The organism is Micromonospora sp. WMMD812, assembly GCF_027497215.1.
Lineage (GTDB): Bacteria > Actinomycetota > Actinomycetes > Mycobacteriales > Micromonosporaceae > Micromonospora.
Genome location: NZ_CP114904.1, coordinates 6,810,405 through 6,825,772 on the forward strand (window position 1 = coordinate 6,810,405; position 15,368 = coordinate 6,825,772).

The window sequence follows — 15,368 nt, forward strand, 5'->3', positions numbered from 1 at the left end:
GGCGAGCGCACTGACATCCCCGCCCCCCGCGCGCCCGTCCGCCGGCGTTTGATCCGCGCCGCTGCTCAGGCATAAGGGCCAGTTCAGGGGGGATGCGACGGGGCAAGTGCGCGCGCCGCGCGTGCGGGAGGGAGAGTCATGACTGCGTCCAGCGAGCCGATGCGGGGCGGGGCGCAGGCCCGGTCCCGGGCCGATCGCACCCCGGCCAAGACCAGCGCCGCCGCGACCTTCGCACTGGTGTTCGGCGTGTCCGCCCTGATCTGCGTGCTGACCGCGATCCTGGCGTGGGCCGGGATCATCCTCGGCATCATCGGGATCATCGTCGGCATCTTCGGGCTTCGGATGGCCGCCCGGCCGGGCGTCACCGGTCGGGGAGTGACCATCGGCGGCCTCACGCTCAGCATCATCGCGCTGATACTCGGGCTGGTCTTCATCGCCGGCGTCACCACGTTCCTCAACAACGAGGGGGCGGTGGACCGGCTCCAGCAGCAGGTCGACGATCTGCGGTCGCGGGTGAGCTGAGGCGGCGTGGGGCGGGGCGCGGGGCCGGAACCGGCCCGGCGCCACGGCCCCGGCGGCCCCTGATCGCGCTGCGCCAGCCCCGTTGCCGGCGGAGCGCGATCCCCCGTTCAGGTTCACCGGCGCGGGGCGGCGGTCTCCCGCCGGTGCCGGTGCGACCAGGATCCTCGTCCGCCGACTTCAGCGGGACGGCAGACATCGGAACTTGCGGAAATCTTGAGTTGCGGCAAGCAATCCGGCGAAAAGTTTCACGCGAGTCGAACCGGCGGTGCGGCACGCGCGGTCGACGGGCACTTTCGCCCGGGGCCGACTTCGGCCGCGAGGGGTCGCGTACGCGGGCCGTGGGCGTTTTCCGGCGTGGGCAACGGGTAGTCGCGGGAGCCGATTCGAGTCGGGAAGGGGACCCATCTGATGGCCCAGATCAAGGTAGCGGTGATCTACTACAGCGCCACCGGCATCACGTACCAGATGGCGCAGGCGGCCTGCGAGGCCGCCGGTGACGCGGGCGCGGACGTACGTCTGCGCAAGGTGCGCGAGCTGGCGCCGGACGAGGCGATCCGCTCCAATTCCGGCTGGCAGGCGCACCACCTGGAGACGCAGGACGTGCCCGAGGCGCAGCTGGACGACCTCTCCTGGGCCGATGTGGTGATCTTCGGGACGCCCACCCGGTACGGGGTGATGGCCGCCCAGCTCAAGCAGTTCATCGACACCAGCGGGCCGCTGTGGGCGCAGGGCGCCCTGGCGAACAAGATCTATTCCGGGTTCTGCTCGACGGCCACCCGGCACGGCGGCCAGGAGGCGACCCTGCTGTCGATGTTCAACATCTTCTACCACTGGGGCGGGATCGTGGTCACCCCCGGCTACACCGACACGAGCCAGTTCATCGCCGGTAACCCGTACGGCGCGTCGCACACCAGCAACAACGGGGAGGTCGCGCCGGACGACATCGCGCTGACCGCCACCGCGCTGACCGCCCGACGGGCCGTGCAGATCGGTCAGGCCGTGAAGAAGGGTCTGGCCGGCTGAGCGGGTGACCCGGTGACCGGCCGGGGGCTCTCGGCCCGACCGGCCACCGGTGGTGTCCGCTCTACCCGCGGTACGGGCGACCTATGCCCGCCCCGCCGTCGACGGCTGGGGAACGGCCGCGCCCGACGGCGCCGGGTCGCCGCGGTCGGGCGGAAGCAACCGGGTCAGCAGGTCGGCCAGCACGGCCATCCCGTCCGGGCTGAGCACCGACTCCGGGTGGAACTGCACCCCGGCGAAGCCACGGCCGCGTAACGCGTGCACCGCGCCGTCGGCCGCGTCGCGGGCCAACTCCACCTGCCCGTACGCGGTGTCCAACCGGTCGGTGTCGGCGCGGGCGGTGAACGTGGCGTAGAAGCCCACCCGGCGGGGCGTGCCGAAGAGCGTCACCTCGCGTTGCAGGCCCTGGTAGGGCGCGTTGCGGCGGTGCGGCGGCAGGCCGAGCAGCCCGGCGAGCAACTGGTGCCCGAGGCAGACCGCCAGGGTCGGGCGGCCGCCCGCCAGCAGGTCGGTGAGCAGTCCGCGCAGCGCCGTCATCTTCGGCTCGGTCGCGCTGCCCGGATCGCCCGGGCCGGGGCCGACCACGACCAGGTCGTACCCGTCGCAGGGGCCGGGCGCGTGCCACGGCATCAGCGTCACAACCAGGCCGAGCGCCCGCAGCTGGTGGGCCAGCATGCCGGTGAAGGTGTCCTCGCCGTCCACGATCAGCGCGCTGCGGCCGGCCAGCTGCGGCAGGACGGCCGCGCCCGGTGCCCGCTGGTCCAGCCAGAACCGGGCGAGTGGCGCGTTGCGAGCGGCGAGCGCGGCGCGTACGTCCGGATCGTCGGCCAGCCGGGCCGCCGGCCCTCGGCCGCCGCCGGGCGCCTCCGGGCCCAACCCGAGCGCGGCCAGCACCCCGGCGGCCTTGGCATGCGTCTCCGCGACCTCCCCGGCGGCGGTCGAGTGCCGCACCAGCGTGGCGCCCACCGGCACCCGGAGCGCGCCGGTGGGGGAGATCTCCGCGGTGCGGATCAGGATCGGCGCGTCCAGGGTCTGCCGGCCGGCGTCGTCGTGCCCGAGCAGGGCGAGCACCCCGGCGTAGTAGCGCCGCCCGGTGCGCTCGTGCCGGGCGATCACCCGGCAGGCGTTCTCCATCGGGCTGCCGGTGACGGTGGGCGCGAACATCGTCTCCCGCAGCACGTCCCGGACGTCCCGCGAGCCCCGCCCGGCGAGCAGGTACTCGGTGTGCGCCAGGTGGGACATCTCCTTCAGGTACGGGCCGACCACCTGGCCGCCGTGCTCGGCGACCGTGGCCATCATCTTCAGCTCCTCGTCGAGCACCATGTACAGCTCCTCGACCTCCTTCGGGTCGGCGAGGAAGCGCAGCAGCGCGGCGCGGTCCGCCGTCGCGCCGGCGTGCCGGAAGGTGCCGCTGATCGGGCTCATCATGATCAGGCCGTCGTCGACGCTGACGTGCCGCTCCGGGCTGGCCCCGACCAGCACCCGCGCCCCTGTGTGGACCACGAAGGTCCAGTACGCGCCGCGCTCGCGCAGCAGCAGCCGGCGCAGCGCGGCGAGCGCGGCCACCAGCGGCGGATCCTGCACCGTGGCGGTCAACGTGCGGTGGATGACGAAGTTGGCGCCCTCGCCCCGGCCGATCTCCTCGGCCAGCACCCGGCCCACGGTGGCCGCGTAGTCGTCGTCGGTGACGTCGAACGCCGCGTCGGCCGTGCGTACCGGCCGGTCCGGCAGCGCGGCCAGCGCCTCGGCCAGACCGATCCGCTCGTGCCGCGTCACCAGCAGGCACTCCAGTGGCACGCCGTCGTCGACGCAGGCGAAGCCCCGTTCGGTGATCTGCCGGTACGGCACCAGGGCCAGCGTCCGGGGGCCGGGCCGGTCGTCCGGCAGCGGGATGTCGCCCAGCCGGTCGACGGTGCGCACCGGGCCGGTGAACAGCTCCAGCTGGTCCGCGTCGGCGCGTCGGACCAGAGCGAACGGGCCCGGGTCGACGCCGCCGGACACCGCGGCGAGCAGGTCGTGCAGGTGGGTCATCGGATTCTCCTGGAGGCCGGGAGCCGCCGGCGGGGCGGCCCCGGGGCCGGGAGATCCGGCGACCGCCTCGACAGGCGGCCGCGTGGGAAGCTACGCGCGGAGGGTGGCCGCCGGGTCGGCGGGCCACCAGCAGGTCGGATGCGCGAGCATGCGACCACCCTACGCGGCGGGCGGTCGGCGGGGAAGCCGATCCGGGGTACGCCCGAGCCGACCAGCGCTTGCCCCAGGCGCGCAGCGGGTAACTTGACCGGCGATGAACATTCTCGCGCTGGACCTGGGCACCTCCTCGGTACGCGGACTGGTGCTGGACGCGGACACCCAGCCGCTGCCGGGGGCCCTGGCCCGGCGGAAGGTGGACCTGGCCATCGGCGACGACGGCACGGGCACCCTGAACGGTCCGGCCTACGTCGCGTGCCTGGCCGAGTGCCTGGACGAGCTGGCCGACGCCGGGCACCTGCGCGACGTCGCCCTGGTCGCGGTCTCCGGGCAGTGGCACTCGGTGGTCCCGCTGGACGCCGCCGGCGAGCCGCTCGGGCCGGTGCTGACCTGGCTCGACACCCGCCCGGCGCCGCTGCCGTCGGCCAGCGGCCCGACCGATCCCGACGACTACCACCAGCGCACCGGCACCTGGTGGCACCGCTCGTACTGGTCGATCCGGCTGCCCTGGGTCCGCGAGCGCGCCGGCAGCCGGATCGCGCGCTTCGCCGGTCTGGTCGAGTACGTCCTGGGTCAGCTGCTCGAGGCCGCGCCGATGTCCATCTCGCAGGCCTCCGGGACCGGCCTGCTCGACCTGCGCACCCTCGACTGGGACGACGAGGCGCTGTCGCTGGCCGGGGCCGGCACGGGCGAGCTGCCGGCGCTGGCCCCGCTCGACTGGCACGGCCGGCTGCGACCGGAGCACGCGCGGCGCTGGCCCGCGCTGGCCGGCGCGCGGTGGTCCGCGCCGGTGGGCGACGGCGGCGCGTCGAACGTCGGCTCGGGGTGCGTCGACCCGAGCCGGGCGGCGGTGACCGTGGGCACCTCGGCGGCGGTGCGGCTCATGCAGCGGGTGCCGGCCGGTCAGGAGCTGCCCCGACTGCCCGAGCGGCTGTGGCGCTACCGGGTCGACCACGACCATGTGGTGACCGGCGCCGCGTACTCCTGCGGCGGCAACCTGTTCGCCTGGGCGAACCGCGAGCTGCGGCTGCCGACGGGCGCCGAGCTGGACGCCGCGCTGGCGCTGGTGCCGGCCGGCGGTGGCCTGCCGGCCGATCCCCGGTTCGGCGGTGACCGCGCGCCCGGCCTGGCCCCGGCCGGCACCGGCGAGCTGCGCGGCCTGAGCTTCGGCACCACCGCGGTGGACATCCTGGCCGGGCTCATGCAGGGGCTGTGCGAGATGGTGGCGGACGATCTCGTGGTCCTGGAGTCCACGATCGACCGACAGGTCGCCGTGGTGCTGGGCGGCGGCGCGGTGACCGCTTCGGTCTGGTGGCGTCAGGCGTTCGCGTCGGCGCTGGCCCCCCGTGCGGTGTCACATCAACGGAACCCGGAGATCGGCGCGACCGGCGCGGCGTTGGTGGCACTCGGCCGGTTCGGACAGGCCGTCGAGTTGGCCGACATCGGCCGGACGGATGAGGTCGCCTCGCCGACCACGACAGGAGGCTCCCGCCCGCAGTATCCTTCCTGAACGCCTGCCTCGCTCGGGCCGTTGACACGGCTTCCGGGCCTGGTTGGATGGACTCCGCTCCCCAGGCGCGGTGGACGCGAGGGGACGGAGGAGGCAGGTGTGGGCGTAGGTGCGGACGCGGCGCACGGCGCGGTGTCCAGCCATCGCCGCCGCCGCTTCGACGTCCGGGTCGTGCCCCACCGACGCCGCTCACCGTTCCGGCTGCGCGACTGGCGGATGCGCACGAAGCTCGCCACCGTGCTGGTCATCCCCACCGTGGCGTTCCTGGTGCTGGCCGGGGTGCAGACCCGCGCGCTGGTCGGGCAGACCACGGCGCTCAGCGACTTCGCCGAACAGGTCGGCATCGGTCGCCAGATTACGGCGGCGGTGCACCGGATCCAGCAGGAACGGGACCGGTCGGCCGGCGAGCTGGCCGAGCTGCGCAAGACGGCCGGGGCCCCCGACCGGGACGCCGCGATCGCCGCGTTGAAGCCGCTGCAGGACGCCACCGATCAGACCATCCTGGACCTGCGCCGGGCGGCCGAGCCGCTGGCCGACGCGGACGCGTCCTGGCGGGTCGCGTACTCCGAGGTGCTCGAGGCGTACGACCAGATCGTCTACATCCGGGCGACGGTGCCGCCCGCGGTGCTGAGCAGCGACACCATCCTGAGCAACTACCACCGGGCGGTCGACTCGCTGCTCAACCTGCTCGCCGAGGCGACGCCCGGGCCTGACCACCCGGCGCTCAGCGACGCGGTGCTGCGGTACGTGCAGCTGGCCCGGGTCAAGGAGCTCTCCTCCCGGATCCGCGCCGAGCTCTACGCGGCCGCCCGGGGCGGCGGGTACGGTCCGGAGGACCAGGTCGTCCTGTCCGACCTGCGTGCCCAGCAGCTCACCGCGCTCGGCGCGTTCCGGGTCGCCGCCACCAGCGACCAGGTCCGCCGCTACGACCAGACCTCGGTGGACCCCGCGTTCGTCGGCGCCGCCCGTCTCGAGGAGCAGAGCCTGCCGGTCGGTGACGCGGCGCCGGCGGTGTTGCCTGCGCCGCAGTGGTGGGCGGCCAGCGAGGAGCGGCAGGAGCTGCTCCGGGGGGCCGAGGCGGGGGTGCTCGACGACGCCGTCCGGCAGGCCGACGAGGCCAGTGCGGGGCAGCTGCGCGCCACCCTGCTGGTGGTCGGCGGGATCCTCGCGGTGCTGCTCGTCGCCGTGCTCATCTCCGTCCTCATCGGCCGGTCGGTCGCCCGGTCGATGCGCCTGCTGCGCAGCCAGGCGCTGCGGATCGCGCAGGTCGAGCTGCCGGACGCCCTGGACCGGCTGCGGACCGTCACCGGCGGGGTGCCGGACATCGACGTCGCGCCGGCGGTGGTCCGCTCGCTCGACGAGCTCGGCGAGCTGGCCGAGGCGTTCGTCGCCGTGCACCGCAGCGCGGTCAGCGTCGCCGTCGACCAGGCGATGATGCGGCGCAACGTCAACGCCATGTTCGTGAACCTGGCCCGGCGCAGCCAGGTCCTCGTGGAGCGGCAGCTCGAGCTGCTGGACGACCTCGAACGCGAGGAGAACAACCCGGACCAGCTGAACAACCTGTTCAAGCTGGACCACCTGGCCGCGCGCATGCGCCGCAACGACGAGAGCCTTCTGGTGCTGGCCGGCAGCGAGTCGACCCGTCGCTGGCAGCGGCCGGTCGGCCTCGCCACGATGCTGCTGGCCGCCGCCGCGGAGATCGAGCAGTACCAGCGGGTCCGGCACGTGTCGGTGGCCGACCTGCACGTCGTCGGGCACGCCGTGGGTGAGTTGGTGCACATGCTCGCCGAGCTGCTGGAGAACGCGACCTCCTTCTCCCGCCCGGACACGACGGTGTCGGTGACCGCCCGCTCCGAGCCGTCGGGCGCGGTGATCGAGATCGTCGACCAGGGTCTGGGCATGAGCCCCGCCGCGCTGACCGCGGCCAACGCGGTCCTGGCCACCCCGCCGGCGGCCGACGTCGCGGCGGTCGAGCGGATGGGCCTGTTCGTGGTCAGTCACCTGGCGGCGCGGCTCGGCGTGCGGGTGCGGTTGGACGGCGGGCCGGACGGCCTGGTCGCCGTGCTCCGGCTGCCGGCGGAGCTGCTGGCGCCGGCCCCGCCCGGCCCGCCGGAGCAGGCGGCGCCGGCGCGGATGGTGACCGTCGGGACGCCCGCCGCGGCGAGCCCCGTCGAGCTGCCGGCGCCCGGGCGGCCACCGGTGACCGTGCCCCGTCAGACCCGGCCGGCGCCGGTACGCGCCGAGGACGTCCTCGCCCCGGCCGGCGCCGGGTCCACGGCCAGCGGCTGGTGGTCCCGGCGCGGGCCCGCCGCCCCGGCGCAGCCCGGACCGGCCACACCGCCGGCGACACCGGTCACCGGCGGCACCAACCCGCGGGGGCTTCCGGTGCGGGTGCCGATGGCCCAGCTCGCCGCGGTGACCCGGTCGGCCCGGCCGGAGCCGGTGCCGCCGCGGCACGAGCCGGACCCGGAGGCGGTCGGCGGCATGCTCTCCCGTCTCTACGGCGGGGTGCGGCGCGCCGAGGCCGAGGACACTACCGAGATACCCGTGCCGCCGTCCGGCGGGCACATCGAAGGAGGACGACGAGATTGACGACGTTGAGTCAGGAGGCGCGGGACCTGAGCTGGTTGGTCAGCGCCTTCGCCGAGCGGGTGCCAGGGGTGGCGCACGCGGTGGTGGTCTCCTCGGACGGGCTGCTGGTGGCGATCTCCGACCACCTGCCCCGGGACAACGCGGACAAGCTGGCCGCGGTGACCTCCGGGCTGATGAGCATCACCTCGGGCGCCGCGCAGATGTTCGACGGGGACGTGGTCAAGCAGACGGTGGTCGAGATGGGCCGGGGCTACTTCCTGGTCATGCAGGTGCGCGACGGCTCGATCCTGGCCACCCTCGCCGCGGCGGACGCCGACATCGGCGTGGTGGGTTACGAGATGGCCCGGCTGGCCAAGCAGGCGGGGGAGATGCTCACCCCGGCGTTGCGCGCGGAGTTGCAGCAGGCGCTGCCGCGCTGACCGCGTCGCCCGCCACCGGCCCCGGGTCGTCCGACCCGGGGCCCGGGGCGCCGTCGGGTGGGAGCGCGGCCCACGACCGGACGGCGGGTCAGAAGCCGTTGTCGGCGATCACCGCGCGGTACCAGTGCGCGCTGCGCTTGGGGATCCGCCGCTGGGCCGGGTAGTCCACGTACACCAGGCCCCAGCGCTGGTCGTACCCCTCGGCCCACTCGAAGTTGTCCAGCAGCGACCAGACGTGGAAGCTCTCCAGCGGCACGCCCTCGGTCAGGGCCCGGTGCGCGGCGGCCAGGTGGTCGCGGAGGAAGCTGATCCGTCCGGCGTCGTCGACCGTGCCGTCCGCGCCGAGGGTGTCCGGGGTGGGCAGCCCGTTCTCGGTCACCGTGAGCGGGACCGGCCCGTAGTCGCGGGTGACCCGGGTGAGGATGTCGTACATACCGTCGGGGTGGATCTGCTGCCACTCGGCCTCCGAGGTCGGCCAGCGGCCTACGGTGCCGCCCTCGGCGGTCACGTAGATCGGGGTGTAGTACTGCACGGCGAGCAGGTCGACCGGGGCGGCGATGATCGCCAGGTCACCGTCGGCGATGCCGCGCACCATCCGGCTGCCCGGCCCGAGGTCGGCCAGCACGTCCTGCGGGTAGCGGCCGGTGAAGACGGGGTCGAGGTAGAGCCGGTTCTCGTAGCCGTCGTGGAGCCGGGTCGCCGTGGCCGCCTCGGGGGAGTCGTCGGCCGGGTAGCAGGGGTGCAGGTTCAGCGCGGGCCCGATCCGGCCGTTGCCGCCGGTGGCCCGCAGCGCGCGTACCGCCAGCCCGTGGGCGAGCTGGAGGTGGTGGGCGACCAGGTAGGCCGCGTCCGGGTCCTGCCGGCCCGGGGCGTGGTGCCCGGACAGGTAGCCGTTCTGGACGACCGTCTTCGGCTCGTTGATCGTCAGCCAGGTGGGGAGCCGGTCGCCGAGCGCGCGGAAGACGGCGTCGGCGTAGTCGGCGAAGCGGTACGCGGTGTCCCGCGCCTCCCAACCGCCGGTGTCCTGGAGTGCCTGGGGCAGGTCCCAGTGGAACAGCGTGGCCATCGGGGCGATGCCCCGCTCGTGCAGGCCGTCGACGAGCCGGCGATAGAAGTCCAGGCCACGCTGGTTGGGAGCGCCGGTGCCGTCGGGCTGGATGCGGGGCCACGAGATGGAGAACCGGTAGCTGCGCAGCCCGAGGTCGCGCATCAGGTCGAGGTCCTCGGGGTACCGGTGGTAGTGGTCGGCGGCCACGTCGCCGGTGTCCCCGTTGCGGGTGCGCCCCGGCGTGCGGCTGAAGACGTCCCACACGGACTCGCCCCGGCCGTCCTCCTTGGCCGCCCCCTCGATCTGGTACGCCGAGGTGGCGGCGCCCCATCCGAAGCCGGGCGGGAAGGTGAGCATCGACATCTGTTCTCCTCGTGGATACGGCGCCACCGCCCGGTGGCCGGGAGCGCTCCCAGCATAGGGGTAGGCCCCGCTGGCCGGTCATCCGGTCGGCGGCTCGTCGCCGGCCGTCGGGGTCGCGGGTGGGACCCAGGGCTGCCCGGGGTGGTCGTCCGGTGCGTGGTCGCGGCGAGCGGACAGCGCGTGCGGCCGGTCGGGCGGCGCCGCGCGCCTGTCCCGTCGGCCTCTCTTCCGACCGGCTAAGCGGGTCGGCCGGCCCACCCCACTGTCCGGTCAGGAGGCTGGTGCAAAAAAGCCCGGAAAAGAGGCCGTCCCGGGATCACGCGGCGGACCGCGACGGAGTAACGTACGTCACCGGAGAGGCCGCTCCCCCCGTGGCGGCCTCTCCCTTTTCATTCCCGCGACCGGTGCGGATCGTCGGCCCCGTCGGCGGCGCCGGCCGGGTCGACCGGGTGCCGCAGCCCGGGATGGCCGGGCGGCAGCGACCGGCGCACCACGACCCAGCTCACCGCCAGCGCCGCGGCCACCAGCGGCCAGGTCAGCGCGACCCGGGCCACGACCAGCGCGACCACCTGGCCGCTGAGGTAGAGCGGCACGAACACCGCCACCCGCAGCACGTACGTGGCGGTCCAGACCCAGCTGCCCCGCCCGTACGCGCGCAGCAGCGCCGGGTCCCGCCGCCACCGGCTGCGTTGCCCGAGCGCGGCGCCGACCACCACACCGAGCAGCGGCCAGCGCAGCACGATGCTCACCGCCCAGGCCAGGGCGCTCGCCGCGTTGGAGAGCAATTGGAGCAGGAAGAAGTCGGCGGCCCGGCCGGTCCGCAGCGTGATCAGGGCGGCCACACAGACCGCCAGCAGCCCGATCAGTACCGATCGTGGCCGGTCGCCGCGGCGCAGCCGCCAGCCGGCCACGGCCGCCCCGGTGACCAGCGCGGCGCCGACTCCGGCCCAGAGGGACTCGCCGCCGATCAGCCAGCCGGCGGCGAAGGCGACCGGGGGCAGGGTCGCGTCGATCGCGCCCCGCCGCCCCCCGAGCAGGTCGGCGAGCGACTCCGGTCGTCCCGCGTCCGGCTGCGGGCGTTGCGCGTCCGCGCGGGGCTGTCCGGAGTCCGACGGCGGCCGGGTCCGGTCCGGGTCGGGAACGCCGGCGGCGGGCACCGGGGTGTGGACCTCGTGCTCCGGTGTGCCGGTCACCGCCACCTCCTCACGTCGGCTCCCAACCTAACCGGCGGGCATCGGCGGGCCACTCGCCGACCGGGCCGGCCCGCTCGCTACGGTGTCCGCGTGCGCGAGACGGCGAGGGGTTGGACGGCGGTCTGGTTGGTCGTGTTCGCGCTCGTGCAGGCGGCCGCCTTCCTGGCCGTCTGGCGGGTCGCCGTGCACACCGAGGTCGGGCAGTGGGTCGACACCGTCGCGCTGACCGGCAACCGGATCGGCCAGGATCGCATCGACGGCCCGGTCGACCGGATCCTCAATGCCATGTCGGTCGTCTCCCTGCTGGCGGCGACCGCGGTGATCGGTTTCATCGCCCTGATGCGCGGGCGGATCGCGTTGGCGATCACCGCCACCCTGTTGATCGCCGGCGCCAACGTCACCACCCAACTGCTCAAGTACGGCCTGTCCCGGCCCGACTTCGGCATCGACCAGGAGCGCCTGTACGCCGGTAACAGCCTGCCCAGCGGGCACACCGCGGTGGCGGCGTCGGTGGCGGTCGCGCTGGTGCTCGTCCTGCCGGCCCGGGTCCGGGTGCTCGGCGCCTTCGTCGGCGCCGGCTACGCGGCGATCGCCGGGGTGGCGACGCTGTCCGCCGGCTGGCACCGGCCGAGCGACGCGGTGGCCGCCTTCCTGGTGGTGGGTGTCTGGGCGGCGCTGGCCGGGCTGGTGCTGCTGTTCACCCAGCGGGAGCGGGCCAAGTTCTCCACCGCCGACGCGCACCGCGTGGCGGCGGCGATGCTCGGCGTGGGCGGTCTGCTCGCCGTGGCCGCCAGTGGCCTCGCCCTGGCCTGGTTGGTGGACCTGCGCGGCGTCGATCCGGACGACCTGAGCCGGCGGGCGCTGTTCGCCGGTTACGCGGGCAGCGCCGCCGGCATCGCCGGGACGATGGCCGTCGTGATGGCGCTGGTCCTCGCCGTGGTGCACCGGCTGGTGCCCCGGCACCAGGGCTGATCCGGCCTCAGCGGGCGTACCTGCCGACCATGTTGCCGCTGGCGAACTCGTGCGCCGTGATCGCCTCGTGCACGTCGGTCGCCTGCGGCGCGTCCGGCAGCTCCAGCGGCCGGTTGATGGCGTAGAGCCGGAAGAAGTAGCGGTGCGGGTCGTCCCCGCGCGGCGGCTGCGGGCCGCCCCAGCCCAGCTCGCCGAAGCCGTTGGGCCACTCCCGGCCGCCTGGCGGCACGGCGCCCTCCGGCATCCCGCCGGAGACCGGCTGGATTCCGGTGACCAGCCAGTGCAGGAAGGGTGTGCGACCGGCGTCCGGATCCTCTACCAGCAGGAGCAGTTCTCTGGCCCCGTCGGGCACCTCACCCCACTCCAGCGGCGGCGAGATGTTGCCGCCGTCGCGGGCGAAGCGATCCGGCAGCAGGTCGTGGTCGTTGAACGCCACGCTGCGCATCATGATCCCGGCCATCGGTGGCACCCCCTCACTCGAACCCGGACGCGCGTACCCGCGGGGTCGGCGCCGAAACGGCCGGGACCGCCCGGGTCGCCCGGGCGCGGCGTCGTGAGAGGGTGCCGACGGCAGCCGGACAAGGGAGAAACGGTGGATACGGTACGGGCGGCGTTCCGGGACGAGTGCGCACGACTGGGCGAGGAGCTGCGGGGCCTCGGCGAGATGGAGCTGGACGGGCCCACCGACTGCCCGCCCTGGACCGTGCGTGAGCTGCTCGCCCACGTCCGTAGCGGCGCGGGCCGGCTCGCCGACATGCTCGCCGCGCCGGCCCCGGCGGCGGCGGAGCTGGACGCGGCCGGCTACTTCGGCGCGCCGAAGTTCACCCCGCAGGTCGACGCGGCCCGGATCGACAGCGGCCGGCGGGAGGCGCGCGAGGTCGACGGCCCCGCGCTGGTCGCCGACTTCGACCGGGCCTGGCGGGCCACCGACGCCGCGGTCGCCGCCGCGCCGCCGGACCGGGTGGTGCGCACCCGGCACGGCGACGCGATGACCGTCACCGAGTTCCTGCGTACCCGGGTGGTGGAGGTCGGCGTGCACGGCCTGGACCTGGCCGCGGCGCTGGGCCGGGACCCCTGGCTCACGCCGACCGCCGCGCGGGTCGTCGCCGACCTGCTCACCGGCGGGCGACCGGTCCCGGCCGAGCTGGGCTGGGACCGGTTGACGCTGATCCGCAAGACCACCGGACGCGCGCCGCTGACCACCCAGGAACGTGCCGTGGTCGACGCGGCCGCGTTCCGCTGGCTCGCGTTCGCCTGACCGGCTCGCCCGCGATCTTGCACTTTCTGCCCGGGAGAAGGGTGCGAAAGCCGCGTACCAGGGGCGCAAAGTGCAAGATCGCGGGGAGGGTGGGTCAGCTCGCGGTGCGGGGGGCGGGGACGTGCGGAGCGGCCCGGCGCAGGTGCTCCAGCACGACCGGGTCGATCCGGCCCGGCACCAGCCGCTCCTCCAGGTTCTCCATCCCGGCCCAGGAGACCAGCGCCTCCTCGGGTCCGCCCGGGTCGCTCGGGTGGCCGAGGGCGGCCAGCAGCGCGCCCACCTCGGCGGCCACCGCGCCGGTGAGGTCGAGCAGGGTGGCCGGGTCGGGGCGGCTGAACAGCATCGTGTGTACGGCGAGCAGCCGACCGAGCTCGGTGACCGGGTCGGGGTGGTCGTCGACCCGCAGGTCGACCACGACGTCGCCGTTGCCGCCGTATCCGCCGCCGTGCTCCACCACCAGCAGGCCGGCGCTCTGCCGGCCGCGCCGGTCACCGCCGGCCTCGTCGCCCGCGCGCAGCGCGGCGAGCAGCCGCTCGGCGAACGGCAGCGCCGTACCGGCCAGCCACGCGTCCCGCAGCGCGTCGATCACCTGCGGGCCGGCGAGGATGTTGCCCTGGGCCGCCCAGCCGTCCCCGGCCTGCCCGCCGGCCCAGTCGTGGCACTTCGCGCCGGTGTAGGTCGCGCCCCGGCCGGTGGTGGCGACCACGCCGAGCTGGCGGTGGTCCCGTTCGCCGTCCGCGGCGACCAGGCCGGCCACGACGTCGGCGGCGGCCACCCCGGTGCGCAGCATGGTGAGCCCCTGCGGGCGGTAGGCGAGGTTGGCGTTGGCCTGTGTGGCGAGCGCGCCGACCTCGGCCTCGGCGGCCGGGACCAGCGCGCCGGCGGCGAGGAACTTGCTGGCCACGGCGACGCCGTGCAGGCGGCCGTCGTCGGAGCGGGCGACGATCGAGAAGGTCACCGGCAGAGCGTAGCCGTCGGTGGGTGCGATCGCCGTACCCCGGACGGCGGTCAGAACGGCGGGGCGGCCGCCTCGGGCGGCCGGCCGGCGGCCCGGCGCGCGTCGGCCACCGCGACCGCGGCCAGCACCACGACGGCGGCGCCGGCGGCGACCAGCGCCGGAGTGCGCAGCAGCAGCGGCCACAGTGCCAGCAGCACCAGGATGGCGATCCAGCGGGAGGGCGAGACCCGCGCGAAGACCTCGTACTCGAGTCGGGCCCGGCCGGCCAGGAAGAGCATCGGCCCGCCGAGGACCATGGCCAGCCAGAGCCCGGGTGGTGGCTCCATCGGGTGGTCGATGACCAGTTCGTAGCCGATCGCCACGGCGGTGAGGCCGATCACCATCACCAGATGGGTGTCGGCGGCGGACCGGCCGATGGTGGCCGGATGGCGGGCCTTGACCACGGCCTGGGCGAGGATCTGGCCGGCGCGTTGGACGTAGATCCGCCACAGCACGATCGAGGTGGCCAGCGCCAGCGCGAACGCGGTCAGGTGCCCGCCGCCGTACGGGCCCTTGCTGTACGCGAAGCCGGCGACCAGGATCGTCTCGCCGAGCGCGACGAGGAAGAACTGCTGGTAGCGGTCCGCCAGGTGCTCGCCGGCGATGTCCCAGCGGGAGAGGGTGGACCGGCCGAGCCCGGGCACCGGCCAGCCGAAGCGGCCGGCGAGGTACTCGGCGAACAGCGCGGCCGTCCAGAGCACCACCCGCGGGTTGGTGGGCAGCAGCGCGCCGGCGATCCAGAGCACCCCGGTGGCGGCGAAGGTGAGGGTCATCCGCAGCTTGAGCCGACGGTACTTGTGCGGGCCGAGGGCGATCATCAGCACCAGCGGCCGGGACACCTGCGCGACCACGTACGCCAGGGCGAACGTCAGCCCGGTGGTGCTGAACGCCCGAGGGATCGCGACGCCCATCACCATGCTCGCCACCAGCGCGGTGATCACGATGCCCTGCAGCCAGCTGTGCCGCGGGTCGTACCGGCTGGTGGTCCAGGCGGTGCCCTGCCAGACCGCCCACAGCGCGAGGAGCAGCAGGAGGGTCTTGCCGCCGCCGGTCAGGGCGGGCAGCCATTTCGCTCCGGCGCCCTCCTCGACGAGGTCCTCGAAGGCGCGGGCCGAGATCCGGGTCAGGGCGAAGACGTAGACCAGGTCGAAGAAGAGTTCGAGGAACGTTGCCCGACCTGGGTCGCCTTTGGCCGGCTCGAGGCGGATCTTGCGCCCGCCGGCCACGTCAGCTCGCTCCGCCGTCTGGCCAGCTCACCTGGCATTCGTAACACCGCGAGGGCTGCGC

At 74.8% G+C, this 15,368-nt stretch carries 13 protein-coding genes; 7 read left to right on the top strand and 6 right to left on the bottom strand.

The window, feature by feature from the left end:
* The first annotated feature begins 138 nt into the window (after nucleotides 1-138).
* Both O7603_RS31440 and wrbA read left to right on the top strand, forming a co-directional pair.
* Nucleotides 139-522, top strand: a complete 384-nt coding sequence (locus O7603_RS31440) for a hypothetical protein (protein ID WP_281573335.1) — start codon at nucleotides 139-141, stop codon at nucleotides 520-522.
* A gap of 405 nt (nucleotides 523-927) precedes the next feature.
* A complete protein-coding gene (gene wrbA / locus O7603_RS31445; protein WP_281576891.1) occupies nucleotides 928-1,545 on the top strand; it encodes an NAD(P)H:quinone oxidoreductase in 618 nt (205 codons plus the stop codon).
* An 81-nt stretch (nucleotides 1,546-1,626) separates the two neighbouring features.
* Here wrbA and O7603_RS31450 read toward each other — a convergent pair whose 3' ends face one another.
* The gene (locus tag O7603_RS31450; RefSeq protein ID WP_281573336.1) at nucleotides 1,627-3,573 is read right to left on the bottom strand and encodes a chorismate-binding protein; all 1,947 of its coding nucleotides are present in this window, start codon (nucleotides 3,571-3,573) and stop codon (nucleotides 1,627-1,629) included.
* Between the two features lie 253 nt (nucleotides 3,574-3,826).
* Between O7603_RS31450 and O7603_RS31455 the strand changes: the two genes are divergently transcribed.
* From O7603_RS31455 to O7603_RS31465, 3 genes are all read left to right on the top strand, one after another.
* Nucleotides 3,827-5,239 carry an FGGY family carbohydrate kinase gene (locus O7603_RS31455; RefSeq protein WP_281573337.1) on the top strand — a complete coding sequence of 471 codons (1,413 nt, stop codon included), beginning with the start codon at nucleotides 3,827-3,829 and terminating at the stop codon, nucleotides 5,237-5,239.
* A gap of 99 nt (nucleotides 5,240-5,338) precedes the next feature.
* Nucleotides 5,339-7,831, top strand: a complete 2,493-nt coding sequence (locus O7603_RS31460; RefSeq protein WP_281573338.1) for a nitrate- and nitrite sensing domain-containing protein — start codon at nucleotides 5,339-5,341, stop codon at nucleotides 7,829-7,831.
* A 5-nt stretch (nucleotides 7,832-7,836) separates the two neighbouring features.
* Nucleotides 7,837-8,250: a roadblock/LC7 domain-containing protein gene (locus O7603_RS31465; protein WP_348651098.1), complete on the top strand. Its 414-nt coding sequence runs from the start codon at nucleotides 7,837-7,839 to the stop codon at nucleotides 8,248-8,250.
* 88 nt (nucleotides 8,251-8,338) lie between these two features.
* Here the strand turns inward: O7603_RS31465 and O7603_RS31470 are convergent, their stop codons facing one another.
* Entirely contained in the window at nucleotides 8,339-9,661 is a 1,323-nt protein-coding gene (locus O7603_RS31470; protein WP_281573340.1) for a GH1 family beta-glucosidase, read from the bottom strand.
* A gap of 389 nt (nucleotides 9,662-10,050) precedes the next feature.
* A complete protein-coding gene (locus O7603_RS31475; protein WP_281576892.1) occupies nucleotides 10,051-10,698 on the bottom strand; it encodes a DUF3159 domain-containing protein in 648 nt (215 codons plus the stop codon).
* A 246-nt stretch (nucleotides 10,699-10,944) separates the two neighbouring features.
* On the opposite strand from O7603_RS31475, the gene O7603_RS31480 reads away from it, so the two are divergent.
* Complete coding sequence (locus tag O7603_RS31480) at nucleotides 10,945-11,826, top strand: phosphatase PAP2 family protein (protein ID WP_281573341.1); 882 nt, start codon at nucleotides 10,945-10,947, stop codon at nucleotides 11,824-11,826.
* A gap of 7 nt (nucleotides 11,827-11,833) precedes the next feature.
* Here the strand turns inward: O7603_RS31480 and O7603_RS31485 are convergent, their stop codons facing one another.
* On the bottom strand, nucleotides 11,834-12,286 hold the full coding sequence (locus tag O7603_RS31485) for a YbhB/YbcL family Raf kinase inhibitor-like protein (RefSeq protein WP_281573342.1): 453 nt from the start codon (nucleotides 12,284-12,286) through the stop codon (nucleotides 11,834-11,836).
* A gap of 93 nt (nucleotides 12,287-12,379) precedes the next feature.
* Between O7603_RS31485 and O7603_RS31490 the strand changes: the two genes are divergently transcribed.
* Nucleotides 12,380-13,084, top strand: a complete 705-nt coding sequence (locus O7603_RS31490) for a maleylpyruvate isomerase N-terminal domain-containing protein (RefSeq protein WP_281573343.1) — start codon at nucleotides 12,380-12,382, stop codon at nucleotides 13,082-13,084.
* Between the two features lie 94 nt (nucleotides 13,085-13,178).
* On the opposite strand, the gene O7603_RS31495 is transcribed toward O7603_RS31490, so the two are convergent.
* Nucleotides 13,179-14,042: a DUF1028 domain-containing protein gene (locus O7603_RS31495; protein ID WP_281573344.1), complete on the bottom strand. Its 864-nt coding sequence runs from the start codon at nucleotides 14,040-14,042 to the stop codon at nucleotides 13,179-13,181.
* Nucleotides 14,043-14,092: 50 nt separating this feature from the next.
* A complete protein-coding gene (locus O7603_RS31500; RefSeq protein ID WP_281573345.1) occupies nucleotides 14,093-15,307 on the bottom strand; it encodes a low temperature requirement protein A in 1,215 nt (404 codons plus the stop codon).
* Between the last annotated feature and the right edge of the window lie 61 nt (nucleotides 15,308-15,368).

Excerpts from the sequence above, each read along its gene's own strand:
- O7603_RS31470 (WP_281573340.1), bottom strand. The coding sequence starts at position 9,661 with ATGTCGATGCTCACCTTCCCGCCCGGCTTCGGATGGGGCGCCGCCACC.
- O7603_RS31450 (WP_281573336.1), bottom strand. The coding sequence starts at position 3,573 with ATGACCCACCTGCACGACCTGCTCGCCGCGGTGTCCGGCGGCGTCGAC.
- O7603_RS31440 (WP_281573335.1), top strand. The coding sequence starts at position 139 with ATGACTGCGTCCAGCGAGCCGATGCGGGGCGGGGCGCAGGCCCGGTCC.
- O7603_RS31485 (WP_281573342.1), bottom strand. The coding sequence starts at position 12,286 with ATGGCCGGGATCATGATGCGCAGCGTGGCGTTCAACGACCACGACCTG.
- O7603_RS31455 (WP_281573337.1), top strand. The coding sequence starts at position 3,827 with ATGAACATTCTCGCGCTGGACCTGGGCACCTCCTCGGTACGCGGACTG.